The sequence below is a fragment of the Fictibacillus gelatini DSM 15865 genome, from assembly GCF_000430745.1.
GTDB lineage: Bacteria > Bacillota > Bacilli > Bacillales > Fictibacillaceae > Fictibacillus_A > Fictibacillus_A gelatini.
The window spans coordinates 119,914-145,124 of record NZ_KE387229.1 but is presented as its reverse complement, the minus strand read 5'-3'; the positions used below and the strand labels follow the sequence as shown (position 1 = coordinate 145,124).

The window sequence follows — 25,211 nt, the reverse complement described above, 5'->3', positions numbered from 1 at the left end:
TATCAGGAGAACACCTTGAACAGGTAAAGTTCCAAGAAAGCGACTATTTCAAAGAAAAATCCAAAGAACGCTACAAAATTGAAGCAAAAAATAGTGAATTAAAAAACAGACACGGGTATAAAAACGCAAAATCCTCGGGTCTTTTTGGCATGGAAATACAAAGTGCCACGACCATATTTACCGTAAATCTTAAGAGGATAATAAAACTAATGAACCCATAAAACAGAAAAACAGCCCGCAAAAAAGAATAAAAAAGCCGATTTTTTTACATTAAAATTAGTAAAAAAATCGGCTTTTTTTCTTATGTAAAGAATGAATTAAAAAAACACCTTAGTTTTTCAGCGGCCTCTTCATTCATTACGCTGTTGTGGAAGTGGAAAAGGTAGAAGACGTGCCTGAAGGAATGACAAGCATTTCCGTCCCGTCGTTAACCTATGCCAAATGCGAGCATCGGAAGGGGCAAAGCATAGAAAAGTCTTACAATAATATTTACGAATGGATCAAGGCACAAGAACTAGTGGAGAATCATGTCGGTAATTTAACGCATTTTGAGCGATATCCGATGAACCAGGACCCGTATGATAACGATCCGGAATTAACCATAATGATTCCGGTTGTGAAAAAATAAATCATACGACGTAAAAACGTTTGTTGTATTGTCCTATTTAGAATCAATGAGAAAACGAAGGCTGTTCCATCTGAAGAGGGAGCAGCCTTTTGGCAAAAGTAATGTTGCTTATCTAAATGACGGTAACATTCGTCAAATTTGCATGGCTCCCTTTCAAAACAGCGTAGGTCAACTTATCCATTGTGGCGCCGTCAAAAATGGCTTTCTTTGTAACAGTTTTAAAAGAAACATTTTTAAAAACGGCATTTTTAAAAGATGTTCTTTTTAGCCCCGAGTAATCAAAAATGGTACCAATGAACGTTTGATTGTCAAAACAAATGCCGGACAAATCGGAGCCGCTAAAATCCGTACGATCAAAGACGCAGTTTTTAAAACTTGCATCCTTCAGTGAGGATTTAATGATCTTTGCGCCAGTTAGATTAGCGCCATCAAATTTCACATTCGTCAAGTCACTGCATTTAAAAGTGCTGTTCGTCAAATCTGCACCGCTAAAGTCCGACCCTTTTAAGGCGCTGTAGTTAAACTTCCCATCATGAACCTTCACGTCTTTAAAATCAGAATTCTGGAGGTTGATTTTTGAAAAATCCATTCCGATCCTTTGCTGCAGTTCTCTCGTCTTTGACGTAATGCTTTCGATGATTTCGGATACATCTCCAAGGGAGCTGACCGTCATGCGGTAAGCAGCTTCGTCATCATATCCCTGGGCTTTTAAATCACTCAACTTTTCATTTAAATCAATGAACAGCTCTTCTTTCAAATCTTTGACCCCATGCAAATCCTCATAAGGTGAGAATATGCCGTTTAAATAGTTTGTCAATTTTTCATTCATTGCCATTACCGCCTTTCTTTAAATTAATTGATCAAGAATGCGCTTAGCGATTTCCCAACTTTTTTTATTTTCAAGATACGTTTCTTTTCCTTTTTCCGTAAGGCTGTAGTACTTTCTCCTGCCGCCCTGGGCCCCGTCACCCCAATATGAAGTGATGTTGCCATCCTTCTCTAGTCTTTTTAGGCTTGAATACATCGTAGCCTCTTTAAGTTCATACTCGCCACCCGAGTTTGAATGGATCAATTTCGATATTTCGTACCCATACTTATCACCACTCATCAACAATTTCAGGATAATGGTATCTGTGTGTCCTCTAAGTAAATCTGAGGAGATTTTATTTTCAGTCACTGTTTCACCTCCACATATATAATGTATATCACATTACTATGACAGTCAAGGTATTGTTTGTGTAATAATACTATTATTGTTTTTATAAAAACGTGCAAAAAGGAAGAAAAATAGAGTTTTGTCCTGGGATTAATGGCGGATTTTAGAGATTCTTAAAAGCAGGGTAGATAGACCCTCGGGAATAATAATCTCCCAAGGGTAATATGCAAAACGCGGTTAATTATTTTTTCAACAATAAATAGATAAAATAGGGGGCGCCGATTAAAGCGACCATAATGCCTGCCGGGATGCCGTCGGAGGAGCCGATATTATGGCCAATTGTGTCGGCAAGTAATAAAAGCCAGCCTCCCAATAAAATGGCGATTGGAAGAAAAAGCTGGTTTCTCGGACCGACTAATGCTTTTGCGATATGCGGCGCCATCAGTCCGATAAACGCAATGCCTCCCGTGACAGAAACGGCGGCAGCGGCGAGGCCGGTAGCCGTCATTAGCAATACAAGGCGTTCTTTTTCAACAGACACCCCGACACCGATCGCTACCGGTTCATTTAAGGCAAGCACATTCAACCGATTCGCCTTGTACAAAGTAAACGGAACAAGTACAACGAGCCAGGGCAAAATGGCCCAAATAAATGGCCAATCTACTCCCCATATATTTCCTGCTATCCATTTCGCAATAAAATCAACTTTTTGCCGATCAGCTGATGAAATAAGGACAATCATCGCCCCGGATAGCGCCATTGAAACGCCGACACCTGTCAGCACTAATTTAACAGGGGCGAGACCTGTTTTTTTACTATAAGAGAACAAATAGATCAGGCCAGCCGTGAGTATGGCGCCGACAAAGCCGACAAGCGGGAGTACATAAACAAAAGAGCCGGCATCAACAGGGAAAAAGAGAAAGAAAACGGCGATGCCAACACCCGCACCGGAGTTGATCCCAATGATTCCGGGATCTGCCAGGTCATTTCGAGTGATTCCCTGTAAAATGGCCCCGGATAAAGCAAGTGCCATGCCCGCAAGCAATGTAATGATTATGCGCGGAAGACGCACTTCAAACAAAATAAAGTTTTCTTGAAACGTACCCTCGCCGAGGAGAGTGGGAATTAGCCTATTCAACGAAAGGGAAGCATAGCCTGTTCCCATGCTGATCATCGCGCTAATTACAATTAGGCATAATAGGACGAAAAGGATGATTCTCTGTTTTCTGTGTAATGCGGGTTGGATCATGAGAAGGCCCTCCCTCCTTTATGAACGATGAATAAAAAGAAAGGCAAGCCCATGACCGCCACGATGGCTGCTACCGGTGTTTCGTATGGGGCATTTATGGTGCGGCCCAGAGTATCGGCAAGCAGCATAAACGCCCCTCCTACCACCGCGGACATCGGGAGAATGAATCGGTAATCGGTTCCAACGATGGCCCGAACGATATGCGGAACCATTAAACCGATAAATGTCATTTTCCCGACAAGCGCCACGGACGCCCCGGCAAGTAGAATAATGACGATAAACAGGATGGATTTTATCCAGGTTGTTTTTTGGCCAAGGCCGATTGCGACTTCCTCATTTAAACTGAGAACGGTCAACTGCTTTGATAGAAAGAAAGAAATTAAGATTCCCAGTGAAATAAATGGAACGATCATCTTCAGTTGGTCCCATGATGTGCCGATCAGTCCTCCTGCCGTCCACATCGATACATCTTTTGAAATTTTAAAGTAAAGCCCGACTCCTTCAGCAATGGCATAAAGAAAGGCTGAAATGGCGCTACCTGCTAAAACAATACGAAGAGGGGAAAATCCCCCTTTTTTCATTGCGCCTATCCCGAAAACCATGATGGCCCCTAGCGCTGCCCCAATAAAACAAGCAAGCATGATCGAAAAGTCATTTGCAGAAGGAATGAACGCTAATACAATGGCTAGTAGCGCGTTTGCGCCCGCAGTCAGGCCGAGAAGGCCAGGGTCGGCAAGCGGGTTTCTCGTGATCCCTTGCATAATTGCCCCGGAAACTGAAAGTGCCGCACCGACAAAAATGCCTGCGACCTCACGGGGTAAGCGAATTTCCCGGATAAGAGTAATGTTTTTGCTTGAAGCCTCCGATGTAAGCGCCAGCCATACATCTTTGATTGTCGTGTCCGCCGCCCCAAAAACACAGGCAACAACAAACATGGCAATAAAGAAAACGAAGGCAGCAATCAGCTTCACGGCAAATGGGATGGAATGTTGGTTGTGTTTCGTCATAGCATCTCATCTTTCTTTCATAGAATAGAGGAATTCTAGAAACCCAGAATTCCTCTTTAAACTTTATTTGTTAAGAAAATGTTTCGTAAAGTAGTTTAATTGGTAATCTAATGTTAATGGATCATTGAAGTAGAATTCTTTTTGGTTCACTTCAAAGACACGGTTGTTTTTTACGGCCGGAATGTTTTTATACGTACTTGTTTTTTGGAATGAATTGTCCGCTTTTTTGTCTGTGCTTAAAATAACATAGTCTCCGGCAAACTCAGGAAGAACTTCAGAAGATAATGCGTAATACCCTTTTTTTAGCGCCATTTTCTTCACTTTTTCAGGCATTTTTAATTTCATTTCCTGATAAAGAATTTCAGTGCCGCGGCCCCAGTTATTGCCGAAAACATAAAGCTGCTTATCGAAGTTTTCAATGACGGAAACCGTCGCGTCTTTTCCGATTTTCGCCTTAATGTCTTCCCCGGCTTTTTGGGCGCGTTTTTTGAAATCGGCGACCCACGCTTTCGCCTCTTTTTCTTTGTTTAAAAGTTTGCCAATTTCGATATGCTGCGTTAAGTAGTCTACTTTCCCATAGGTGTAGGTGACGGTAGGCGCAATTTTTTTCAATTTATCTACGTTTTTCACCGTGGATAGACCAATGATCAAATCCGGTTTTAATGCCATGATTTTTTCTATATTTTCATCAGATACTTCTTCGGCATTTTTTAATTTATCTTGAAAACGGGGATTCATTTTCGACCAGGAATCGACACCGACGATATTAACACCTAAAGACATAACGTTCCCTGCGAACGAAGAAAGAACGACGACACGTTTAGGGTGGGCCGGAACTTTGATCGGCCCATTCTCCGATTGATAGGTCATCATTTCTTCTTTTTTGTTGCCGGTCGGCGATTCGCCATTTTTGCTTTCAGAAGAATTGCCGCAAGCACTGAGAATAAGTGTGAATATAAGAATAATCGGAAGTATAATCTTTTTCACGATGGTTACGCTCCTTTAACTAGGTCATATGTGATACACATTGGTTTGTTCGTTCTTGGGTCGCGCCCGATTTCAGCATCAATCTGGAATACTTTTTTCAATACATCCCGGTTCATCACTTCTTCACAATCTCCCGCTTTTACGATTTCTCCATCTTTTAATGCAATCATATAATCGGCAAACCGGGCAGCCTGATTTAGATCATGAAGAACCATGACGATCGTGCGCCCTTGCTCAGTGTTTAACTTTTGCAAAAGCTCGAGCACTTCCAGCTGATGGGCCATGTCCAAATACGTCGTTGGCTCATCAAGAAAGATAATATCGGTTTCCTGGGCCAGCGCCATAGCGATCCAGACGCGCTGGCGCTGGCCTCCGGATAGGCTGTCGACCGGGCGGAATTTAAAGCCGGACGTCCCCGTTACTTCAAGCGCCCAGTCGATGGCTTCAATATCCTTTTTGGACAGTCGGCCAAAGCCTCTTTGATAAGGGAAGCGGCCGTAAGAAACGAGTTCACCGACGGTCAGACCGTTTGCGCTTTCCGGAGTTTGCGGGAGGATCGCCATTTTTTTTGCGAGGGTTTTCGTATTTTCTTTCGCAATATTTTCCCCGTCTAAAATGACAGCCCCTGATTGTTGTTTATGAATCCGGGTAATGGCCTTCAGTAGCGTTGATTTTCCACAGCCATTTGAACCGATGATCGTTGTCACCTTTTTATCGGGAATGGCAACGCTCACGTCTTTCACAATTAATTGTTCACCATAGCCAATATTTAAGCTTTCGGTATAAAGGCGAACCATGATGTAACCCCCAATGTTCAGCTTTTATCAATAATGATAATCATTATCACTAATGTTCACAAACTAACTATAATACGACTTTTTTTTCGTTGTCAACCTATTTTTTTATTGTAGGTTTTAAAAAAATATCGTATATTTAATTGAGAATGATAATCATTTGCGCGGAATAGTTGAGGAGTGAACAGAAATGAAGCGTCAGGAATTATTTGATGTGACAATTATTGGAGGAGGTCCGGCGGGTCTGTACTCCGCTTTTTATAGCGGGCTACGGGAAATGAAAACGAAGATTATTGAATACCAGCCACAACTAGGCGGGAAAATTCATGTCTATCCTGAGAAAATGATCTGGGACGTTGGCGGTCAGCCCCCCATTACCGGAGCAAAATTGATCGACCAGCTTGTAAAGCAAGGATTAACGTTTAACCCGGAAGTGATTTTGAATGAAAAAGTGGAGTCAATGACAAAAAATGATGAAGGTTATTTCGTATTGCATACGGCATCCGGAGCCAGGCATTTTTCAAAGACCGTTATTGTCGCAGTCGGAAGCGGGATTATTACGCCGCAAAAGTTAAAAATCGAAGGCGCTGAACGATTTGAAGTGGCAAATTTACATTATACGGTAAAGTCGCTTAAACAATTCAAGGAGAAAACGGTCATCATTTCAGGAGGCGGGGATTCGGCGGTCGATTGGGCCAACGAATTAGAGCCCATTGCTAAAAAAGTGTATGTCACCTATCGAAAAGGGGCTTTAACCGGTCATGAAGCTCAAGTCACACAACTTCTAACGAGCAGTGCCGATTGTTTTTTTCATACTTCGATTACAAAATTGATCGCCTCATCCAATCACGAAGTCATCGAACAAGTGGAACTTACGAACCATCAAACAGGAGAAGTTTCGTATTTGCCAGTAGATGAAGTCGTGATCAGCCATGGCTATGAACAGGATGCAACATTATTGAAAAATAGTAAATTGGAAATAGCGATGGCAGATGATTTTTACATTAAGGGGAATGCAAACAGTGAATCATCTGTTCCGGGGCTTTATGCGGCTGGCGATATTTTAATGCATGAAGGAAAATTGCATTTAATTGCCGGTGCGTTTCATGATGCCGCAAACGCCGTTAATCAAGCAAAACGGTTTATCGAGCCTAATGCGGCCAAACATGCAATGGTATCTTCCCATAATGACGTTTTCAAACAGCGCAATCGGGACATCATTCAACAAATGGTAAAATAAAGGATGAGAAAAGGAGAGGCAGCCCGCCTCTCCTCTTGTTTCTAATGAAACTCCACATCAATTTTTCTGCCGGTATCCTTCGTCAGTTTAGGCATCCTCACTTCAAGAACGCCGTTTTTATACGTTGCTTTTACCCCTTCATGCGATACGGGGCCTGGCAGAGTGATGGACCGGTGGAAACGGCCGACATAACGCTCTTTTCTATGCATATTTTCTTCGTTGATTTCATGGGATTTATGGATCGACCCGCTGATCGTCAGCATGTTATTTTCAATATCAATAGTGACATCTTCTTTCTTTTCCAACCCGGGAATGTCACAGGTTGCAACGACTTCATTTGCTGTTTCATGAACATCGACGCGAATGCCGCCTACATGATGTTCGGTTTCAAATAGGGAAGGGAAATCGGAGAAGATATGATTGAACTCCTTCCGCATATTCGCAAGCTGCCTGAATGGATCATAAGGTACTAATGCCATGATTGAGAAACCTCCTCGTTGTTGTTTCATACAAGGTTATTTTCTCTGATGCATTTCAGGAATATTCTTTAACTCGAAATGCCATAATTTGCTTTCGGGTTGCGGCATGAAATGATTTTCAGTAGTATAGAATGTAATTGCAATGTATTTGAAAAGAGGGTAACCAATGAATAAACCATCCATTTATGGATTAACATTAGATCAACTTACATCGTGGCTTACGGAGCGGGGGCATAAAAGGTTCCGCGCCGAACAAGTATGGGACTGGCTATATAAAAAAAGGGTCACGCACTTTTCCGATATGACAAATGTCAATAAACAGTGCATCGAGTTGTTGGAAGAGCATTTTGTTATTCACACGCTAAAGCAAAAGGTGAAGCAAGAATCTGCGGACGGAACGATCAAATTTTTATTTCAGTTGCAAGACGGCAATCTGATTGAGACGGTTTTAATGCGGCATAAATACGGCTTGTCTGTATGTGTCACGACACAGGTCGGCTGCAACATCGGATGTACGTTTTGCGCGAGCGGTCTATTAAAGAAAAGTCGCGACCTGTCGAGCGGCGAAATAGTAGAACAAATTATGAACGTCCAACATCATTTGGATCATGCAGGACAAGGTGAAAGAGTGAGCCACGTCGTTGTCATGGGAATTGGCGAGCCGTTTGATAACTTCGAAAACCTGATCGATTTCATCCAGGTCATTAAGGATCAGAAGGGGCTGGCAATCGGTGCCCGGCATATTACCGTCTCCACAAGCGGAATTGTGCCGAAAATTTATGAATTTGCCGATTTGAAATTGCAAGTGAACCTCGCGATTTCCCTGCATGCGCCAACCAATGAACTTCGAACAGAAATTATGAAAATCAATCGCGCATATCCGATTGAAAAACTAATGGAAGCGGCTGATTATTATATTGAAAAAACAAACCGGAGAATTACATTCGAATATATTTTGTTGAAAGACGTAAATGACCATAAGGAAGAAGCCCTTCAATTGGCGGAGCTCCTTAAAGACAAGCGGCACCTTGCCTATGTAAACTTAATTCCATATAATCCGGTAGATGAACATAGCCAATATCAACGATCGGAAAAAGAAAGTGTCCTTGCTTTTTATGACACATTAAAGAAAAACGGCATCAATTGTGTTATTCGCCAGGAACACGGAACGGATATTGATGCCGCATGCGGCCAGTTAAGAAGTAAGCAAATAAAAAAAGACAAAGCCATTTAAGTTGAAGAAGCGCATCTCTTTTGATGCGCTTTTCTTGTTGACTTATTTCCAGTCATAGGGGGCGAATTTGGTCTTTAGGATCAGTCTCAAGAACAATTTTTACGTCACAGAGGAGGTCACTGAAAAAGTCCAAGAAATTTTCAAAAATGCTTTTTCCTAAAAAATACATCCCCACTTTGGTAAGCGAAATGCATTGTAAACACGATGCTATCCCCCACTTCCTAAGTGAAAAATACTGTTTTTTTGGGTTTTGGTTTTTCGAAAATTTTAGTTTTTTATTAAAAGGAACTTTTTCAGTGGCTTCGTCACAGAGCGCAATTTTGTCCGATAGAACCAATCTAAAAGCCAATTTTCGCATCACAGTGTCTAATTTTGTCCAATTAGAACCAGCTTATAGATTTTCTCCTGTTGCAAGGCTCGATTTTATCCCACCTAATTACAACAATGTAATCCTGCGTTATGTTATACTATTCTGAAAAAGGGGGAGATCCGATGGAAGAAAACATCGTAAAAGCGATTCAAGATGAGTATCCAGATGATTTTGCATGGTGCTACGGGTGCGGCCGGTTGAATGAAAAGGGGCATCATATTCGGACGGGCTGGCAAGGGGAACATACGGTTACGATCTATACACCGGAGCCGGAACATACAGCGTTGCCTGGTTTTGTTTACGGTGGAGTGATTGCTTCATTAATCGACTGCCACGGAACGGGTTCGGCTGCTCTGGCTCTGCATCGGAAAAACGGGCATGAACCAGGAGATGGGGCCGAACCACCTCGGTTTGTAACCGCTTCCTTAAAGGTAGATTTTTTAAAACCGACTCCACATGGCGTACCATTAAAAGCGGTTGGGACGGTGGAGGAAATCCACCCGAAAAAGTGGAAAGTAGATGTGGAAGTTGTTGTCAATGGCACGGTTTGCGCACGCGGAGAAGTGGTAGCTGTAGTGATGCCGAGCACATTTTTGAAAAAAGACTGACATGTTTTGTGGAAAGACGCATTAAGGGATGAATGCTCTGATGGAAAAAAATCCATTTGACGGATGCCTGTTTGTTCATTATCATCAAAATAGAAAAGTGAATGCCCGTGCTTAAATGGGAGAGGTTCATAGCTGAAACCCTCTATAAAAAACTATGGATACATGACGATTCGCCATGTCCATACTGGACGTGGCTTTATATGTTTTTTATCCTTTTTAGTTAAGATAGATGGCTGGCGGAACTCTCTTGTTTTAAGATGCGGCGCATGACAAGGGGGTTTTTTTATGTCTGGCAGAAGCCATGAAGAAGGTCTGAAGGACTTGACGTTGCTTGGTAATAAACAAACTCAATATTCGTTCAAATACGCTCCTGAGGTGTTGGAGGCAGTTGATAATCTACATGCAGACCGGGATTATTTCGTAAAATTTAATTGTCCGGAGTTTACCAGTTTATGCCCGTTAACGAATCAGCCGGATTTTGCGACGATCTACATTTCCTACATTCCGGATAAAAAAATCGTGGAGAGCAAATCCCTTAAGTTATATCTCTTCAGTTTTAGGAACCATGGGGATTTTCATGAAGACTGTGTCAACATCATCATGAATGATTTAATCAAGTTGCTTGATCCGAGATATATTGAAGTTTGGGGGAAATTTACACCGCGCGGGGGGATTTCCATCGACCCATGGTGCAATTACGGGAAACCGGGCACCAAATATGAAGAGATGGCGAATTTCCGTTTAATGAACCACGACCTTTATCCTGAGAAAGTCGATAACCGATAAGAAAGAGCGGCAGGCCTTTTGCACTGAAGCAAAAGGCCTGTAATTTTTAGTTATGGACCTGGATCGGTGGACGATCATTTGATCAAAGCGCCGTAAGATACAGCTGTATGCGCAATTAGCTCACTTCTATTCTAATATTGGGTTGTTCGCTCTCCCTGGATGAGCCGCGGATCGAAACAGATGGTGTAGAACCACCCAGTCGAAAGTAGGCTAAGGAACAAATTGAACCACAACTTTGTTAAGAAGTAATTAGCGAATAGATGGTAAATCGCATGAGGGCTATTTCGATTGAGTCGAATAGCCCTCATGCCTTTATAAGGAATCGATTATGCTCCCCTGACATCGTGAGAAGTGCTGCTCAAACAGGATTGTAAAATGTTGATATTCGCAATCTCGTTTTTGCGAATCATTGCCTTGTAATGCGGTAGAAGGCGATCAAGAGGTGATGCATTGATTTCACCACAAATATCAACTCCGTGGACATGTTTATGTGTTTGTATGTCATCTAGAAAATGAATTAAAGTACGCAGTTCCATATTTCCGTGATCCCAATTGGTTATCGCGTCTCTTTGAATGAGTACATCTTTGTCAATGCTTATATAAACGGCTTCTGTCGGAATGGTAGAAAGTATGAGTTTTGAAGAATAAACTTGTTGGGACTTGCCTGGAAAAATGACAACATTTGAAATGGTTGAAGGGATGCTGGCAGCGTGTGAAGCCCCAATAATCACAACTTGTTTCAGCATGGGAATGTATTCAAGGGCAAACGATACCCAGGAGCCACAGGAAAGCACACGCTTCTCCTTGTTTTTCGATAAGTCAAGGTCAAGATGATTATCGAATAAAACGAGCGTAAAAGGAGTACGTATTTCGTTTAATAGCGAGAATGTTACATAATGGTAATTGCCGCTTCCGATAAACGTAATCCCTCTGTTTTTTCTTTTACTTAAGTTTCGTTTAATTTCATTTAAAGAGTCGTGTTCGCAAAATAAATTGACGTGTTGTAAGTGGCGGAAGTCTATTTCTTCGTGTGGATAAGATTGAAGTGTAGCTTGAGAATCATAAGTTTCATCGAAGTTTAAAACAGTTACACCTTTGTTCAATAACCCCATTTTAATCATCTCCCTATTTTATAAAACCTGGTTATTTTAAGGTATATGTCTCTTATTCTCTTATATGAAACTTCTAAAACTAACATATCATACACTTTAAAATAATGCATAAATCAAGATTTGTACTGGCAGGTATTGGGAAAATAGGTTTTAGGCGTCGAGAAAACATTTTGTAAGCGTTTTCTAAAATGTTCTTGAAATTCTATATTATTTTGAATAGTATTATTTATAGATCGATCGTTGTTATCAGGAAAAAGAAGCGGTAAATTAAAAGAATATTATTTTAATAATACAAAGAAAATATGCGCTAAAGTTAGGAGCATGCAACATGAGTTCGAATAAACAAGAATTGGCTCGAGGATTGAAAGCAAGGCACATTATGATGATTGCATTAGGCGGGGCGATTGGCTCAGGGATTTTCAAAGGCAGCAGTTCATCGATTAATCTCGCCGGCCCTGGTGTTGTCATCTCCTATTTATTTGCAGGCTTTATTTTATATTTTGTCATGCAGGCACTTGCGGAGCTTGCCATTCGCAATCCGAAAGCAAAGACTCTCCGCGATTTAATCCAGGCCGTGTTGGGGCCATTCACCGGTTTTTTTGCCGGATGGTTTTACTGGATAACATGGGTGCTCGTAATGGCCGCAGAGATTGCAGCAGCGTCAGCTTTTCTCCAATATTGGTTCCAAAATGTTCCACTCTGGTTGTTATCGTTGCTTATAACGATTGGTATTACGGTTTTAAATGTATTGGCTGTAAAAATATTTGGAGAAACAGAGTATTGGCTCTCTGCGATAAAAATCACCGTTCTAACGGTATTTATAATATTAGGCGGAGCGCTTTTGCTCATTGGTTTTGGGGATCACGAGGCAGTTGGTTTTAAGAATTTAACGGATCACGGGGGCTTCTTTCCGCTTGGAATTAAAGGAATAGCTGCATCTATGCTTGTCGTCATGTTCTCTTTTGGCGGTACTGAAATGATCGGGATGACATTGGGAGAAACAGAAAATCCGGAAAAAGTGATTCCGCGTGCAGCAAGAAATGTTATTTTCCGTGTATTAATCTTTTATGTATTGCCTCTTCTCATCATCGTTTCTTTAGTGCCGTGGAATAAGGTAGGAACAGAAGAGAGTCCGTTTGTTACGGTATTTCATACGGTAGGCATACCTTATGTCGGCGGAATTATGAACTTTGTTCTCTTAACGGCTGTTCTGTCCGCTGCAAATACAGGGATGTATGCGGCATCCCGCTTGCTTTACACACAGGCGTTAGACGGGCAAGCGCCGCGATTTTTCGCAAAACTATCGAGAAATAAAGTTCCGGTTCGGGCGCTGCTTGCCAGTACATCATTTCTCTATATTGGCGTAATCATTGCATTTTTTGCAAAAGGAAAAACATTTGATTACCTTATGGTTTTGCCGAGCTTCGGAGTGTTAGTGACATGGATTCTCTTAACGGCAGCCCATTTAAAAAGCCGGAAAAGAGGGGAAAAAGTTGAAGGCTTTCATGTGAAGAGCTTTCCATACACGTCCTGGATGGCATTGATTGCACTCTTAGCGACGTTTGTCGGCATTGTCTTCACCTCCCCTGTCATCGGCACGCTTTGTTCACTCATTGTAGCCCTTGTCATTATGGCAAGCTTCGCCCTCAGAAGAAAAAATGGATCATAAACGCGAAGGATGCTTCCTATTTGAAAATAGTGAGGCATCCTTTTTATATAATGAATAGACAAATGTTACCTTTATCGCTTACCCTTAACTATAGAATAAATGTCTATTTACCATAGGAAGGGATTTCAATGAAGAAAAGGATATGGCGAGTGTTGCTCATTTTTTTCGTGCTACTAGTTATAGCCGATATTGGGGCGAGTTTTTATTTTTACAATGTGGCGGTAAGCCGGTCGGATAAACGTTTTTTAAATGATGACCCCGGCCTAAATCACGTGCCGGCTGTAAAAGAAATAAATTGGCTGGAAGAGATGCCGCTTAAAGACGTTTCGATTGAATCTGATGATGGATTGAAGCTCCATGGGTATTATTTAAAGGCGAAATCGCCAACGAGGAAGACGGTGATTATTGCCCATGGCTATAATGGGGAAGCGAAAGAAATGGGGCCCTATGCCCAATTTTATTATGAAAAGCTGGGCTACAACGTGTTGTTGCCGGATGCACGGGGTCACGGCAGGAGCGAAGGGAATTATATCGGATTTGGCTGGAAAGAGCGAAAAGACTATGTGAAATGGATTCGTTACGTTATTCAAAAAGTAGGGGACGACTCAGAAATTGTCCTTCATGGGGTGTCTATGGGAGGGGCAACCGTATCGATGGCGAGCGGGGAGAACTTGCCTAAAAACGTGAAGGCGATTGTTTCGGATTGCGCTTATACATCAGTCGATGATGAGCTTTCCTATCAAATGAAGCGCATGTATCATCTGCCGCCTATTCCTTTAGTGCAGAGTACGAGCCTGCTTACGAAAATAAGGGCAGGATATTCGTTTGAAGAGGCTTCTGCATTAGAACAGGTTAAAAAATCACATACCCCAATGCTTTTCATCCACGGGGATGCAGATGTCTTTGTCCCGTTTAAAATGGTTTATGAGCTTTACAACGCTTGCGGCAGTGAAAAGGAATTGTATGTTGTCCACGGCGCGGGCCACGGTATGTCGCACAAAGTCGACCCGGTCGGATATGAGAAAAAGGTAACGAATTTCTTAAGCAAATATGTTCAATAAACGGACGTCGAGGCCGTCCCGGTTCCAATTAGCCGGGGCGGCCTCTTATTCTAGTATTCCTTCTAGAAAAATAGTTTTGATTTCAGTAATAGGACATTCTTATTTTAAGAACACCTGTGAAATGAGGAAAAACGATCACGAATCGTTACATCATTTAAAATGATTTCGTTCTCGGACAATAAGTGATCTTATTTAGACAATAAATCATCCGGTTTAGACAAGAAAATCTTACTTTTGGACAACATACTCATTTTATTGTCCGACACAGGCCATTTATTGTCCGATGGAATTTATTTATTGTCGGAAATCAACTGTTTATTGTCCAAATGCCATGAAAATAGCACTAAACTAGAGAGTTTGATCTTGTTTTTTGCTTCCATCTTCTTATCTTTTTTACAAGTGAAAATTTATACTTGAAAATAAGAACTTTCTTAGCTGAAGGGGCACTAGTAACGTTGATTTCGCTTTATATGTATGCGTGTTCCCTCTTGAATCTTTAAAAAAACGCCATCCATGTTTGTATCCCTTCATAGAGGGTCATAAAATAAGCTAATATTTACAATTTTGGAAAGGAAGGCGATAATAAGAAGAGGGAAAATTCCCTCTCTATTTAATGTTTTGAAAGGTGATGGAAATACGAAAACGGAAGGGCTTTTATAAGAAAAGAGGGTGTACATATGAACATAATGTCTTTTCACCGCACGATTAAGATCCGATTGTTTGAATCGTTTTTAGGTTCTATGATCGGCAGCATGATTTTTCCCTTTATGGCGATCTATTTATCTCATTATTTCGGGGCAAAAAATGCGGGGTTATTACTATTAATTAATGTTGGAGTTGGGATTGCAATCAACTTTTTCGGAGGCTATTTTTCCGACCAGTTTGGAAGAAAAAGAATCATTGTTTTTGCAGAATCTCTTCGATTTCTCGCTTTTTTTACAATGATGATATCCAATTCCCCGTGGTTTCACTCGCCACTTTTGACGTTTTTTATGATGACGGCCAACAGTGTATGTTGGGGACTTTCCGGACCTGCGAGCCAGGCGATGTTAATGGATGTGAGCAAACCAGAAGAAAGGAAAACGATGTACTCCATTATGTATTGGGCGAACAATCTATCTATCGCACTTGGAGGTGTGGCTGGAGGTTTGTTATTTAAACATTATCTGTTTGAGCTTCTTGTCGCCCTGACGTGTGCTTCACTGTTAACGTGGGTGCTTATCACTTTTTTTATAGATGAAAGCTATAAGCCGGCGCCGGCAAGTCGCGTGACACTTGGAGGACAGGCGAAAAAAATGGCTTCCATGTACACTAGCGTTTTTCGCGATCGGGTGTTCATTTTGTTCGTTCTTGCAGGTCTTCTCGTTCTTTCAATGGAGTTCCAGCTTTCGAACTACATCAGCATTCGCCTGGCAAAGGAAATGAATGTGCAGCATGTGTTTGGCTTGAGTTTCGGGGGAGTTGAGATGACGGGATTTCTTCGCACCGAAAACACGGTGCTTGTCGTTACGCTTGCTCTTTTTGCGGCGAAAATGGCTGGCAAGTGGAGGGATCGGATCGTATTGCTTTCCAGCTGTATCGTCTTTGTCGCAGGTTATGCCGTCATTTCATATTCAAACAATATCTTGCTACTCGTTTTGGCGATGTTATTTGCGACAGTTGCTGAAGTGCTCAGGGTTCCCGTTCAGCAAAATTATATGGCGAGCTTGCCTCCGAACCATGCGCGAAGTTCTTATATGGCCATACAAGGGCTGAATTTTAACCTGGCAATGTTGATCTGCTCGATTACGGTTACGATAAGCGCATTTTTTCCGGGTTTTCTCGTCACGTGCATCATCACAGGAATCGGACTCATCGGCATACTCATTTTCTTTGCCATTGCTCCGGAACTCGATAGCCGGACGAAGAAAGTTTCCCTTGAAATAGTGAAAGAAGCGAAATAAAATAGCACAGCTTATGCACCCCTGTTCAAAAAATAGGGGTGTTTTTGTGCAAGTGATTTCCCGTTCATATTCAGTTCATAAAAACATGGTAAAATCACGATATGAAAAAAACACCATTAAAAATTTCGGGAGGACTCCGATGAAGGATGTAATTGATGATAAGAAAGTCAGAAACTGGCGAATGTTCTATCGGCTTATTAACGAAACGAACCCTTCGAAGCTTCTGTTAATCATTGCTCTTAGTATGAGTGTTCTAACGACGGGTGTTGGATTCGTCGTCCCGTTGTTCACAAAAAAATTAGTCGATGGCTTTTCGATGGCATCGCTAGATTATTGGCAAATCGGCATGCTCGTTATTGCGTTTGTTGCCCAGGCCATCGCCGCGGGTCTATCGATCTATTTATTAAACCGTGTCGGGCACCATGTTGTAGCCAAACTTCGTGACCGTCTATGGTGTAAATTGCTTCATCTCCCCATTTCTTATTATGACAATCATGAAACGGGAGAAACATTGAGCCGTGTAACGAATGATACGGCAGTTGTAAAGGAATTGATTACCGAACACCTTGCCAACTGTTTAACAGGCATCATTTCCATTATCGGCTCTATTACGATTCTTCTCCTTCTTGATTGGAAAATGACAGCAGTGATGCTCCTTGCCGTACCCGTGGCAATGGTGATCTTGATGTTGCTAGGAAGACGGATGTTTATCATTTCAAAAGGAATGCAAGATGAAACAGCCCGGTTTACTGCTGTGCTAAATCAAGTTTTGCCGGAAAACCGGTTAGTAAAGGCTTCAAATGCCGAGGATGTTGAATATAGAAGAGGAAAAAAGGGAATTACAACCTTATTCCAATTTGGCCTTAAGGAAGCGAAGATCCATGCGCTCATTACACCGCTCATTTCGCTTGTTTTAATGGCTGTCATCGTCACGGTTATCGGATATGGCGGGGTGCGTGTCTCTTCCGGGGCACTGACAGCCGGAGACATGGTGGCCTTCATTTTATACCTCATTCAGATCATTATGCCAATGACTCAATTGACCATGTTTTTTACGCAGTTGCAAAAAGCAATGGGAGCGACCGAGAGAATCCATTCCATTCTTGTTGAAAAAGAAGAACATTTATACGAAGGGAAGTCGCTCGCTACAATCAATGAGCCGATTCATGTAAAGCATGTTGATTTTTCATATGGCGATGAAATTATTTTAAACGATTTGAATTTTACAATTGAGCCCGGGAAAGTGACGGCGATTGTCGGTCCAAGCGGAGGCGGGAAAACGACAACATTTTCGCTTTTAGAACGATACTACAAGCCAACAAAAGGCAGCATTAAACTAGGGAGTACGCCAATTGATGAGTTTTCTCTTCATTCCTGGAGAAGCCACATCGGTTATGTTGCCCAGGAAAGTGCGCTGCTATCGGGAACCATTCGTGAAAATATTTGTTATGGAATTGAAAGGGAAGTTTCTGACGAAGAGCTTCATAAAGTGGCAAAAATGGCATACGCTGATCAATTTATTGAGGAATTGCCGGAGAAATTTGATACTGAAGTAGGCGAGCGGGGAATCAAGCTTTCCGGAGGGCAACGACAACGAATCGCCATCGCACGGGCATTGTTGCGCAATCCGCAAATATTAATGCTCGATGAAGCGACGTCAAGTCTCGACAGCAATTCGGAAATCTATGTCCAAAAGGCACTCGACAATTTAATGAAGGGGCGAACGACGCTCGTCATTGCCCATCGCCTTTCAACGGTCGTTGATGCAGACCAGATTTTATTCATGGAGAAAGGCCATATAACAGGAAGCGGAACGCATGAACAATTGTTCCAGACCCACGAAATGTACAGGGAGTTTGCCACCCGGCAATTGCACGTTCAAGAGGAAGCGAATGAAAGTAAAGGGAAGGAAGCTTTTGAATACCATTGAAATGGAGGCTAGTCATCATGGCAAAACTATTAGTGGTCGACGATGATGATCATATACGCGAGCTGGTCAACGTCTTTTTGCGGAATGAAGGCTTTGAAGTCATTGAAGCGGCAGACGGGGCCGAAGCGCTTCTTAAACTCGAGGCACAAAAAATCGATATGGTCATTATGGATATTATGATGCCGAATATGGACGGCTGGCAGTTATGCAAGGAAATCCGGACATATTATGGTGAATTGCCTATCCTCATGTTGACGGCAAAAGGGGAAACAACGCAAAAGGTGAAAGGGTTTCGGCTTGGAACCGATGATTATCTTGTTAAGCCCTTTGAACCGGAAGAGTTAGTCATGAGGGTAAAATCCATCTTAAAACGTTATCGTATCTCATTGTCGCAAACCGTTCAAGTCGGCCGGGTCTATATGGATCGAAGCGATTATGAACTATCATGCGAAGGAGAGCCGATGACGTTGCCGCTGAAGGAATTTGAATTGCTGTTTAAGCTTGCGAGTTCTCCTGGTAAAACATTTTCACGCGAACAATTAATTGAAGAAATATGGGGGTATGATTATGAAGGGGATGAGCGTACTGTCGATGTCCATATTAAGCGTTTGCGGGAGAGGTTCCACGAAGAAAAATGCGGGTTTAAAATCCGGACAATCCGCGGTCTTGGCTATCGATTGGAGATAAGCCCGTGAAAAAACGGCAAGTGATGAAAAGATTTTTACTTGGCATATTGATCTTTATGTCCGCCAATGCGATCCTTACTTTTATCGCTTATTATGTAACCTCGAAATTTTACGGCCTGATCGGAAAACATCCGCACGGGGTTTGGGAGCAATTAATTACGGTGCTCGTTGTATTTTTGCTTTTTTCATGCGGGCTATTCTTTTTTTCTTTTATTGGAAGAAGAAGACAGTGGGGGGTATGGGACACAATCGTAGATGCTTTGCGGCGGATGGCAAAGGGAGATTTTAGCGTTAAACTGGACATTCAATCAAATGAGCAAGATCCGCTAGGGAAACTTGTTAAAGGAATTAACGAAATGGCAGAAGAGTTAGGAGAAATGGAGAAAATGCGCCAGGAATTTATCTCGAATGTTTCTCATGAAATACAATCGCCATTAACGTCTATTAACGGATTTGCCAGGGCATTAAAAAATGTTAACTTGACGGATGAAGAGCGCCTTCGTTATTTAACGATCATTGAAATGGAAAGCGGCCGATTATCGAAAATTAGCGACAATTTATTGAAGTTGACTTCGCTGGAATCAAACCACCATCCTTTTGAACCAGTCGAGTACCGGCTCGATAAACAGTTAAGGAGTGTTGTTTTGGCAAGTGAACCAGCGTGGCTTGAAAAAGAAATTGAAATGAATGTTGAGTTGGATAAGCTAACCGTTATTGCTGATCAAGACTTAATGAATCAAGTGTGGACGAATGTATTGCACAACAGCATCAAGTTTACACCGGCGGGAGGGGCAATAGGTGTCAAAGCGAAGATTCAAGGAGACCAGGCGGTTATTTCAATTACAGATACAGGAATAGGAATGACCGAAGAAGACCAAAAACATATTTTCGAGCGCTTTTATAAAGCGGATCCATCAAGGACATCTTCTAAAGGGGGAAGCGGGCTCGGGCTTTCCATCGTCAAAAAAATCGTGGAAATGCATCATGGGACCATTTCGGTTCAAAGTTCACCCGGCAAAGGGACTGTGTTTAGCATTACAATTCCGGCAGGCGTTAAAAAGGTTTAGTTTTCCAGATGCTGCTCATGCCCCCTTTTTTAAAATTTTTGCAGTAAGTCTGCATGAGATCCATCCGTAACGAGGTGATGAAATGTCCGGTTTTTTAAAATTAGGGATTCGTCCTGCATTTATCGACGCCCTTAAGGAAAATGGAATCATAGAACCTACACCCATTCAACAACGCGCGATCCCCGTTTTGTTAAACGGCAAAGATGCGATTGCGAAAGCGCAAACCGGAACGGGGAAAACGATTGCCTTTGTATTGCCATTATTAGAGACGATCCATCCAGAAAAAAACGAAATTCAGGCATTGATCATCACGCCTACAAGGGAACTGGCAATTCAACTTACAAGTGAAGTGAAAAAGATGATTGTGCATGCCGCGGACATTAAAGTACTCGCGGTCTATGGCGGGCAGGATGTAATCGCACAAATGAAAAAACTCGAAGGTACGGTACATATTGTTATAGGGACGCCGGGACGGCTGCTGGATCATGTTCGCCGCGGAACGATCCAACTTTCATCCGTCTCAAAGCTCGTTCTCGATGAAGCAGATCAGATGATGATGGCCGGCTTTTTAGGAGAAGTGGAAGAAATCATCAATTGTACTTCCCCTTCAAGACAGATGATGTTATTTTCGGCAACGATGCCTGAACCCATTCAATCGTTGGCGGCCCGGTTCATGCATGAGCCTGAGATGATTGAAGTTCGAAGCCCGCAATTAACTGTTGAAGACATTGAACAAATGTTGATAGAGACGACCGACCGCAAAAAACAAGCAACGCTTTGCAAACTTATTAATAATAGTCATCCTTCTATGGCGATCGTCTTTTGCCGGACGAAGCGAAGAGCCAGCAAGCTAAATGAATCATTGAAAGCGCAGGGGTATATAACGGAAGCGCTGCACGGCGATTTATCGCAGGCAAAACGGGAAGAGGTAATGGAGAATTTCCGAAAGGGCAAGATTCATTTATTGATTGCCACAGATGTAGCGGCAAGAGGATTAGATGTTGAAGGGGTCAGCCATGTGTTCAATTACGATATTCCACATGATGTGGAAAGCTATATTCATCGCATCGGCCGAACAGGCCGGGCCGGTCAAAAAGGGATTGCGGTCACACTTGTCACTCCGAAGGACGATATGTATTTGAAAAAGATCGAAAAGAGCGGTATTTCCATGGAAAAGATGCGTTCAGCCAGTTCAAAACACAACAAAAAATAAGTTTATGAGAAAAACAGTCGGTCCCTCCCGACTGTTTTTTAGGAGTTGAGACGAAAAATATAGGTAGATGTTGTCCGGTAATACTATCAAACGTATAGTTTAAAATGTAATGAACACCGATCTTATAGACGGTTATATCCTGAATCAGGCAGGAATTAGCGGCTGCTTCTCGAATAGATAACATAGCACCCTTTCATTTCACATGGACGGGCATTACTAGATAATACTTGGTATTGCTGGGCGATAGTAATTTCGAACAGATCTAATATTAATCATTTCAAGGAGGAATTTCCTATGGCATTACAGTTTTTTGTAGGCAACGATAATGGTAACAGTGAACATGATATTTTTATTGATGGAAAACTCATTCAACAACCAAATGTGAATTGTTTAGTAGATCAACTTCCATGGAGCGAAGAGGTCACACCTGAAAGCATTGTGAAAAATCTTCAAGATAACCTCATCGTCACAATCGATTCTCCTTCCGCGCGTCCAGGTATGTACTATATTGGAAAGTTCGCGCTTGAAAGCGGGGAATTGCTTGAAAATATTCAAGTAGGCGTTGATTTCAAATACGATGTTGATTTGCCAGTCGTTAATACGCTTGGGCAAATTTCAGCCGTCGCTGTTCAAAAAGTTTTTGAGGAAGAAAAATCGATACCACAGAGCATTGAAGTAATGGTCGATATGGCGACAGCGCTGCCGATTACCCAGCATACAGATGAAACAGCGGCAAAGTTTGAAAGACGGTTTATGGCAGGACCGCACAATGTGACGGTGCACTTAGGCAAATTGCGAGTTGCAGTGAAGGTCATCTTCGATTTTGTCAAGGTTGTTCCAGAAGCGACCCCGGTGACGTTTTCGTTGCAAAAAGATGAGGAAGGCAACTGGAGAAAAGGGGACATCTTTGATGAGTTTGTAGAAAATTACAATATGCCAAAGCATTTCAGCGGTAATTATTTCAGGGATAAACGGATTTTACATACAGATATCGGCGATGGCTCAACGGAATACCCAATTACAGAAGGAAACAAGTTTCTCCGCCAATTCGTTCATGGCAGCAACCATGGAGCGGGTTATGCAATTGAAGAAGCTTTAGTTGAATTCAACCGATTAATTCATCTACCAGACAGTCCAAGACAATTTTTCAGCGATGTTATTAAAAACAAAAACCATAAATACCATTCAAGAGCAATGAAAACATTGAAAAGGCCGCTCGAGGGACAAGCTAAGCAAATCATCAATAATATTCGAAAACAATTGACGAAAGCAAGAAACGAAATTGATGTCATTTGCGTTTATGGCGGAGGAAGCATTCTTATGTACCCAACGCTTTACCCGATGCTAAAAGAATTATGTGACGAGCGTGAAATTAAGCTTTTATATATTCCTGCACAATATGCCGTCACGATGAATGCAAAAGGATTGGATGCCTTTGTTCGCGGGAAAATTTATGAAGCGATCAAGTCCAGAGCAAAACAAACCGTTTAATCCATGCCTTTTTTAAAATGGTAGGGATGAATAATAAAGGCAGGGGGTGAATGTTTTTATGAAAAAGCAAAAGAAACCAGGCGATAACATCAGTTTAAAAACGAAAAAAAACGAATCCCCTTTGATTATTGAATGGATTAATGGCCAAACCAATTTAATGGACTCTATTCGTTATCTCATTGAAAATGAGATCGCAGCCAATGGCGTTCGGAATTTGCAAAATTATATTCCGGCAGAACGCTCTTTCCCGATGGACGCTTCTTCTTTTCCTTTAGAAAAAGGCGAAATTGCTGCAACGAGGGAAGCTTATGGACAATCGAAAAAAGAAGCCGACATTGCGGAAGATCCATCTGCTAAAGAAGTAGAAGAACCTCCAATGGAAGATGATATTGACGATGACGATATAGAATCATGGACGTAATTATTTTAATAACACCGGGTAACACTAAGGATTACCCGGTGTTATTTTATTTTCGACTACCAATCTTCTAACTTCATTTCAGAAATGACTTTAAATCCATGCTTTCTAAGCAAGGCAGTCGTTACCCCTATTCCGCTTATTTTCGTTCCGCTAAAATTCCCATCATAAATTTGCGAGCTGCCGCAGGAAGGACTATTTTCCTTAAGGATGACAGATTCCGCGTTTATACTTTTAGCGATCTTCAGCGTTTCTTCAGCTCCTTTGACATAAAGTTCGGTGACATCATTTCCGGACTGATCTACGACCCTGGCTGAACCTTTTAGCACATCATTCCCATCGCCGCCTCTTATTTCCGCAGGGTCTCTTGGGGTAGTAAAGCCGCCGAGCAGCTCAGGGCAAACTAACATCGCTTTCCCTTGTTCAACGAGTTTTTGCAAAGGCTCATCAAGGCTGTGGGTTCCATTATAGCGGCATTCTTTTCCGCCTAAACAAGCGCTGATTAAGATCATATCAATAGCCCCTTTCCTTGTTAGTGCCATTATCCCATAGCATAAGAGAAAAAGAAAAACTGGAATGAATGTACCTTTGCAGCGGCTATGCAGCGCTTACCTGAAGAATAAGTTTGGTTTTTTTGTGTCTTTACACTTGTAAATAAATGTGTAAGGTTCTAATATGAAAAAGATAAATCCTCATTGATTTTGCATGCAATGGGAAGAATAGAAGTAAGATTAAGGATTAACGGGGGGCATTATGAATAGGGAGACAAGTATTTCAAAGCGAAAGTTAATCGCGATTAGCGGCTTTAGCTGGATGTTTGATGCAATGGATGTAGGAATATTGTCGTTTATCATTGCCGCGCTGCAAAAGGATTGGAACATTTCATTGAAACAAATGAGCTGGATCGGAAGCGTTAACTCCATCGGAATGGCCGTCGGCGCATTGTTATTTGGGATGTTGGCAGACCGGATGGGCCGTAAAGCCGTATTTATGTTCACATTAGTATTGTTTTCTGTGGGGAGCGGATTGTCGGCGTTTGCTCCGACCTTAACCATATTTTTGATTTTACGTTTCTTGATCGGAATGGGGCTTGGCGGGGAACTTCCGGTTGCTTCTACGCTCGTTTCCGAAAGCGTACCTGTTAACGAACGGGGGAAAACCGTTGTTTTGCTTGAGAGTTTTTGGGCGGGCGGCTGGCTGTTGGCAGCACTCATTTCGTATTTCGTCATTCCGAAATTTGGCTGGCAGACTGCATTAATCATTACCGCATTGCCTGCTTTTTATGTGCTTTATTTGCGACGGAACTTACCGGATTCCCCGCGCTTTCATGTCGATCAAGCACAAAAGTTATCCGTGATCGGGCGGCTGGGCAGCGTCTGGTCGAAACCATATGTCCGGCAAACGGTGATGCTCTGGGTGTTATGGTTTTGTGTCGTGTTTTCTTATTACGGCATGTTTTTATGGTTACCGAGCGTCATGGTAATGAAAGGGTTTAGCTTAATTAAAAGCTTCCAATATGTATTAATTATGACGATTGCGCAGCTGCCCGGTTATTTTACGGCGGCATGGCTCATTGAACGGGCGGGAAGGAAGTTTGTATTAATCACTTATTTAATTGGAACGACAGTAAGTGCATATTTCTTCGGAAGCGCTGACTCTCTAGTTGCATTAATGCTATCGGGCATTTTCCTATCTTTTTTCAACCTTGGGGCATGGGGTGCTCTTTATGCCTATACACCCGAGCAATACCCGACAGAAATTCGCGGTACAGGCGTCGGGATGGCAACTGCATTTGGCCGGATCGGGGGCATTCTTGGACCATTATTAGTCGGCTATTTAGTAAGCCAAAAAACATCGATCAACACTATCTTCGTGATTTTTTGTATTACGATTATTGTAGGCGTGTTAGCTGTATTGCTATTTGGAAAAGAGACAAAGCAAAAAGAAGTAGGATAACCGAAAAAGACTGGATTGAATCCAGTCTTTTTGAGATTGAAAGAAAACAGGTTTGAATGTAAGATGGAGTGATAGAGCCGCGGAAATGATTGATATCATTTCTGAATTGATTGATAACGCTCCGAAA

25 protein-coding genes and 1 riboswitch are annotated in these 25,211 nt (G+C 42.1%); of the genes, 16 read left to right on the top strand and 9 right to left on the bottom strand.

Annotated elements, in window-relative coordinates:
• The coding region (locus H538_RS0118880; protein WP_026677952.1) for a transposase at window positions 1–221 on the top strand (221 nt) is incomplete at its 5' end.
• A gap of 131 nt (window positions 222–352) precedes the next feature.
• Window positions 353–628 (top strand): effector binding domain-containing protein, encoded by a 276-nt coding sequence (locus H538_RS24465; protein ID WP_081412720.1) that lies wholly within the window; start codon window positions 353–355, stop codon window positions 626–628.
• A 112-nt stretch (window positions 629–740) separates the two neighbouring features.
• On the opposite strand, the gene H538_RS0118870 is transcribed toward H538_RS24465, so the two are convergent.
• From H538_RS0118870 to H538_RS0118845, 6 genes are all read right to left on the bottom strand, one after another.
• Window positions 741–1,457, bottom strand: coding sequence for a pentapeptide repeat-containing protein (locus H538_RS0118870; protein ID WP_026678898.1), 717 nt, complete (start codon window positions 1,455–1,457; stop codon window positions 741–743).
• An 18-nt stretch (window positions 1,458–1,475) separates the two neighbouring features.
• A complete protein-coding gene (locus H538_RS0118865) occupies window positions 1,476–1,805 on the bottom strand; it encodes a PadR family transcriptional regulator (RefSeq protein WP_026678897.1) in 330 nt (109 codons plus the stop codon).
• 220 nt (window positions 1,806–2,025) lie between these two features.
• Window positions 2,026–3,033: a FecCD family ABC transporter permease gene (locus tag H538_RS0118860; RefSeq protein WP_026678896.1), complete on the bottom strand. Its 1,008-nt coding sequence runs from the start codon at window positions 3,031–3,033 to the stop codon at window positions 2,026–2,028.
• Window positions 3,030–4,040, bottom strand: a complete 1,011-nt coding sequence (locus H538_RS0118855) for a FecCD family ABC transporter permease (RefSeq protein WP_026678895.1) — start codon at window positions 4,038–4,040, stop codon at window positions 3,030–3,032. Before H538_RS0118855 ends, H538_RS0118860 begins: the two co-directional genes overlap by 4 nt.
• A gap of 63 nt (window positions 4,041–4,103) precedes the next feature.
• On the bottom strand, window positions 4,104–5,027 hold the full coding sequence (locus tag H538_RS0118850) for an iron-hydroxamate ABC transporter substrate-binding protein (RefSeq protein WP_026678894.1): 924 nt from the start codon (window positions 5,025–5,027) through the stop codon (window positions 4,104–4,106).
• A 5-nt stretch (window positions 5,028–5,032) separates the two neighbouring features.
• Complete coding sequence (locus H538_RS0118845) at window positions 5,033–5,824, bottom strand: ABC transporter ATP-binding protein (RefSeq protein ID WP_026678893.1); 792 nt, start codon at window positions 5,822–5,824, stop codon at window positions 5,033–5,035.
• Between the two features lie 187 nt (window positions 5,825–6,011).
• On the opposite strand from H538_RS0118845, the gene H538_RS0118840 reads away from it, so the two are divergent.
• On the top strand, window positions 6,012–7,061 hold the full coding sequence (locus tag H538_RS0118840; RefSeq protein ID WP_026678892.1) for an NAD(P)/FAD-dependent oxidoreductase: 1,050 nt from the start codon (window positions 6,012–6,014) through the stop codon (window positions 7,059–7,061).
• A gap of 41 nt (window positions 7,062–7,102) precedes the next feature.
• Here H538_RS0118840 and H538_RS0118835 read toward each other — a convergent pair whose 3' ends face one another.
• The gene (locus tag H538_RS0118835) at window positions 7,103–7,540 is read right to left on the bottom strand and encodes an Hsp20/alpha crystallin family protein (RefSeq protein ID WP_026678891.1); all 438 of its coding nucleotides are present in this window, start codon (window positions 7,538–7,540) and stop codon (window positions 7,103–7,105) included.
• 166 nt (window positions 7,541–7,706) lie between these two features.
• On the opposite strand from H538_RS0118835, the gene rlmN reads away from it, so the two are divergent.
• From rlmN to queF, 3 genes are all read left to right on the top strand, one after another.
• Entirely contained in the window at window positions 7,707–8,774 is a 1,068-nt protein-coding gene (gene rlmN, locus H538_RS0118830; RefSeq protein WP_026678890.1) for a dual-specificity RNA methyltransferase RlmN, read from the top strand.
• Window positions 8,775–9,266: 492 nt separating this feature from the next.
• Window positions 9,267–9,752 (top strand): PaaI family thioesterase, encoded by a 486-nt coding sequence (locus H538_RS0118820; RefSeq protein ID WP_026678888.1) that lies wholly within the window; start codon window positions 9,267–9,269, stop codon window positions 9,750–9,752.
• A gap of 115 nt (window positions 9,753–9,867) precedes the next feature.
• Window positions 9,868–9,914: riboswitch (PreQ1 riboswitch) on the top strand.
• A gap of 123 nt (window positions 9,915–10,037) precedes the next feature.
• On the top strand, window positions 10,038–10,538 hold the full coding sequence (gene queF, locus H538_RS0118815) for a preQ(1) synthase (RefSeq protein WP_026678887.1): 501 nt from the start codon (window positions 10,038–10,040) through the stop codon (window positions 10,536–10,538).
• Window positions 10,539–10,864: 326 nt separating this feature from the next.
• Here queF and H538_RS0118810 read toward each other — a convergent pair whose 3' ends face one another.
• Window positions 10,865–11,650 carry an arginase family protein gene (locus H538_RS0118810; protein ID WP_026678886.1) on the bottom strand — a complete coding sequence of 262 codons (786 nt, stop codon included), beginning with the start codon at window positions 11,648–11,650 and terminating at the stop codon, window positions 10,865–10,867.
• Window positions 11,651–11,978: 328 nt separating this feature from the next.
• Here H538_RS0118810 and H538_RS0118805 point away from each other — a divergent pair, with 328 nt between their 5' ends.
• The 9 genes from H538_RS0118805 to H538_RS0118765 all read left to right on the top strand — a co-directional run bounded on the left by H538_RS0118805 (window position 11,979) and on the right by H538_RS0118765 (window position 23,131).
• Entirely contained in the window at window positions 11,979–13,319 is a 1,341-nt protein-coding gene (locus H538_RS0118805) for an amino acid permease (RefSeq protein ID WP_026678885.1), read from the top strand.
• A gap of 128 nt (window positions 13,320–13,447) precedes the next feature.
• Window positions 13,448–14,380, top strand: a complete 933-nt coding sequence (locus tag H538_RS0118800) for an alpha/beta hydrolase (protein WP_026678884.1) — start codon at window positions 13,448–13,450, stop codon at window positions 14,378–14,380.
• Between the two features lie 677 nt (window positions 14,381–15,057).
• Window positions 15,058–16,323: an MDR family MFS transporter gene (locus H538_RS0118795; protein ID WP_026678883.1), complete on the top strand. Its 1,266-nt coding sequence runs from the start codon at window positions 15,058–15,060 to the stop codon at window positions 16,321–16,323.
• 139 nt (window positions 16,324–16,462) lie between these two features.
• On the top strand, window positions 16,463–18,253 hold the full coding sequence (locus H538_RS0118790; protein ID WP_026678882.1) for an ABC transporter ATP-binding protein: 1,791 nt from the start codon (window positions 16,463–16,465) through the stop codon (window positions 18,251–18,253).
• A gap of 17 nt (window positions 18,254–18,270) precedes the next feature.
• Complete coding sequence (locus H538_RS0118785) at window positions 18,271–18,948, top strand: response regulator transcription factor (protein WP_026678881.1); 678 nt, start codon at window positions 18,271–18,273, stop codon at window positions 18,946–18,948.
• Window positions 18,945–20,006: a sensor histidine kinase gene (locus H538_RS0118780; RefSeq protein ID WP_026678880.1), complete on the top strand. Its 1,062-nt coding sequence runs from the start codon at window positions 18,945–18,947 to the stop codon at window positions 20,004–20,006. The genes H538_RS0118785 and H538_RS0118780 overlap by 4 nt, the downstream gene beginning before the upstream one ends.
• An 82-nt stretch (window positions 20,007–20,088) precedes the next feature.
• A complete protein-coding gene (locus H538_RS24460) occupies window positions 20,089–21,219 on the top strand; it encodes a DEAD/DEAH box helicase (protein WP_051291568.1) in 1,131 nt (376 codons plus the stop codon).
• Between the two features lie 294 nt (window positions 21,220–21,513).
• A complete protein-coding gene (locus H538_RS0118770; protein ID WP_026678879.1) occupies window positions 21,514–22,710 on the top strand; it encodes a ParM/StbA family protein in 1,197 nt (398 codons plus the stop codon).
• 58 nt (window positions 22,711–22,768) lie between these two features.
• The gene (locus H538_RS0118765) at window positions 22,769–23,131 is read left to right on the top strand and encodes a hypothetical protein (protein ID WP_026678878.1); all 363 of its coding nucleotides are present in this window, start codon (window positions 22,769–22,771) and stop codon (window positions 23,129–23,131) included.
• Between the two features lie 56 nt (window positions 23,132–23,187).
• Here the strand turns inward: H538_RS0118765 and H538_RS0118760 are convergent, their stop codons facing one another.
• Window positions 23,188–23,640, bottom strand: coding sequence for a 2-thiouracil desulfurase family protein (locus tag H538_RS0118760; RefSeq protein ID WP_026678877.1), 453 nt, complete (start codon window positions 23,638–23,640; stop codon window positions 23,188–23,190).
• 241 nt (window positions 23,641–23,881) lie between these two features.
• Here H538_RS0118760 and H538_RS0118755 point away from each other — a divergent pair, with 241 nt between their 5' ends.
• Entirely contained in the window at window positions 23,882–25,084 is a 1,203-nt protein-coding gene (locus H538_RS0118755; RefSeq protein WP_026678876.1) for an MFS transporter, read from the top strand.
• Window positions 25,085–25,211: the final 127 nt, after the last annotated feature.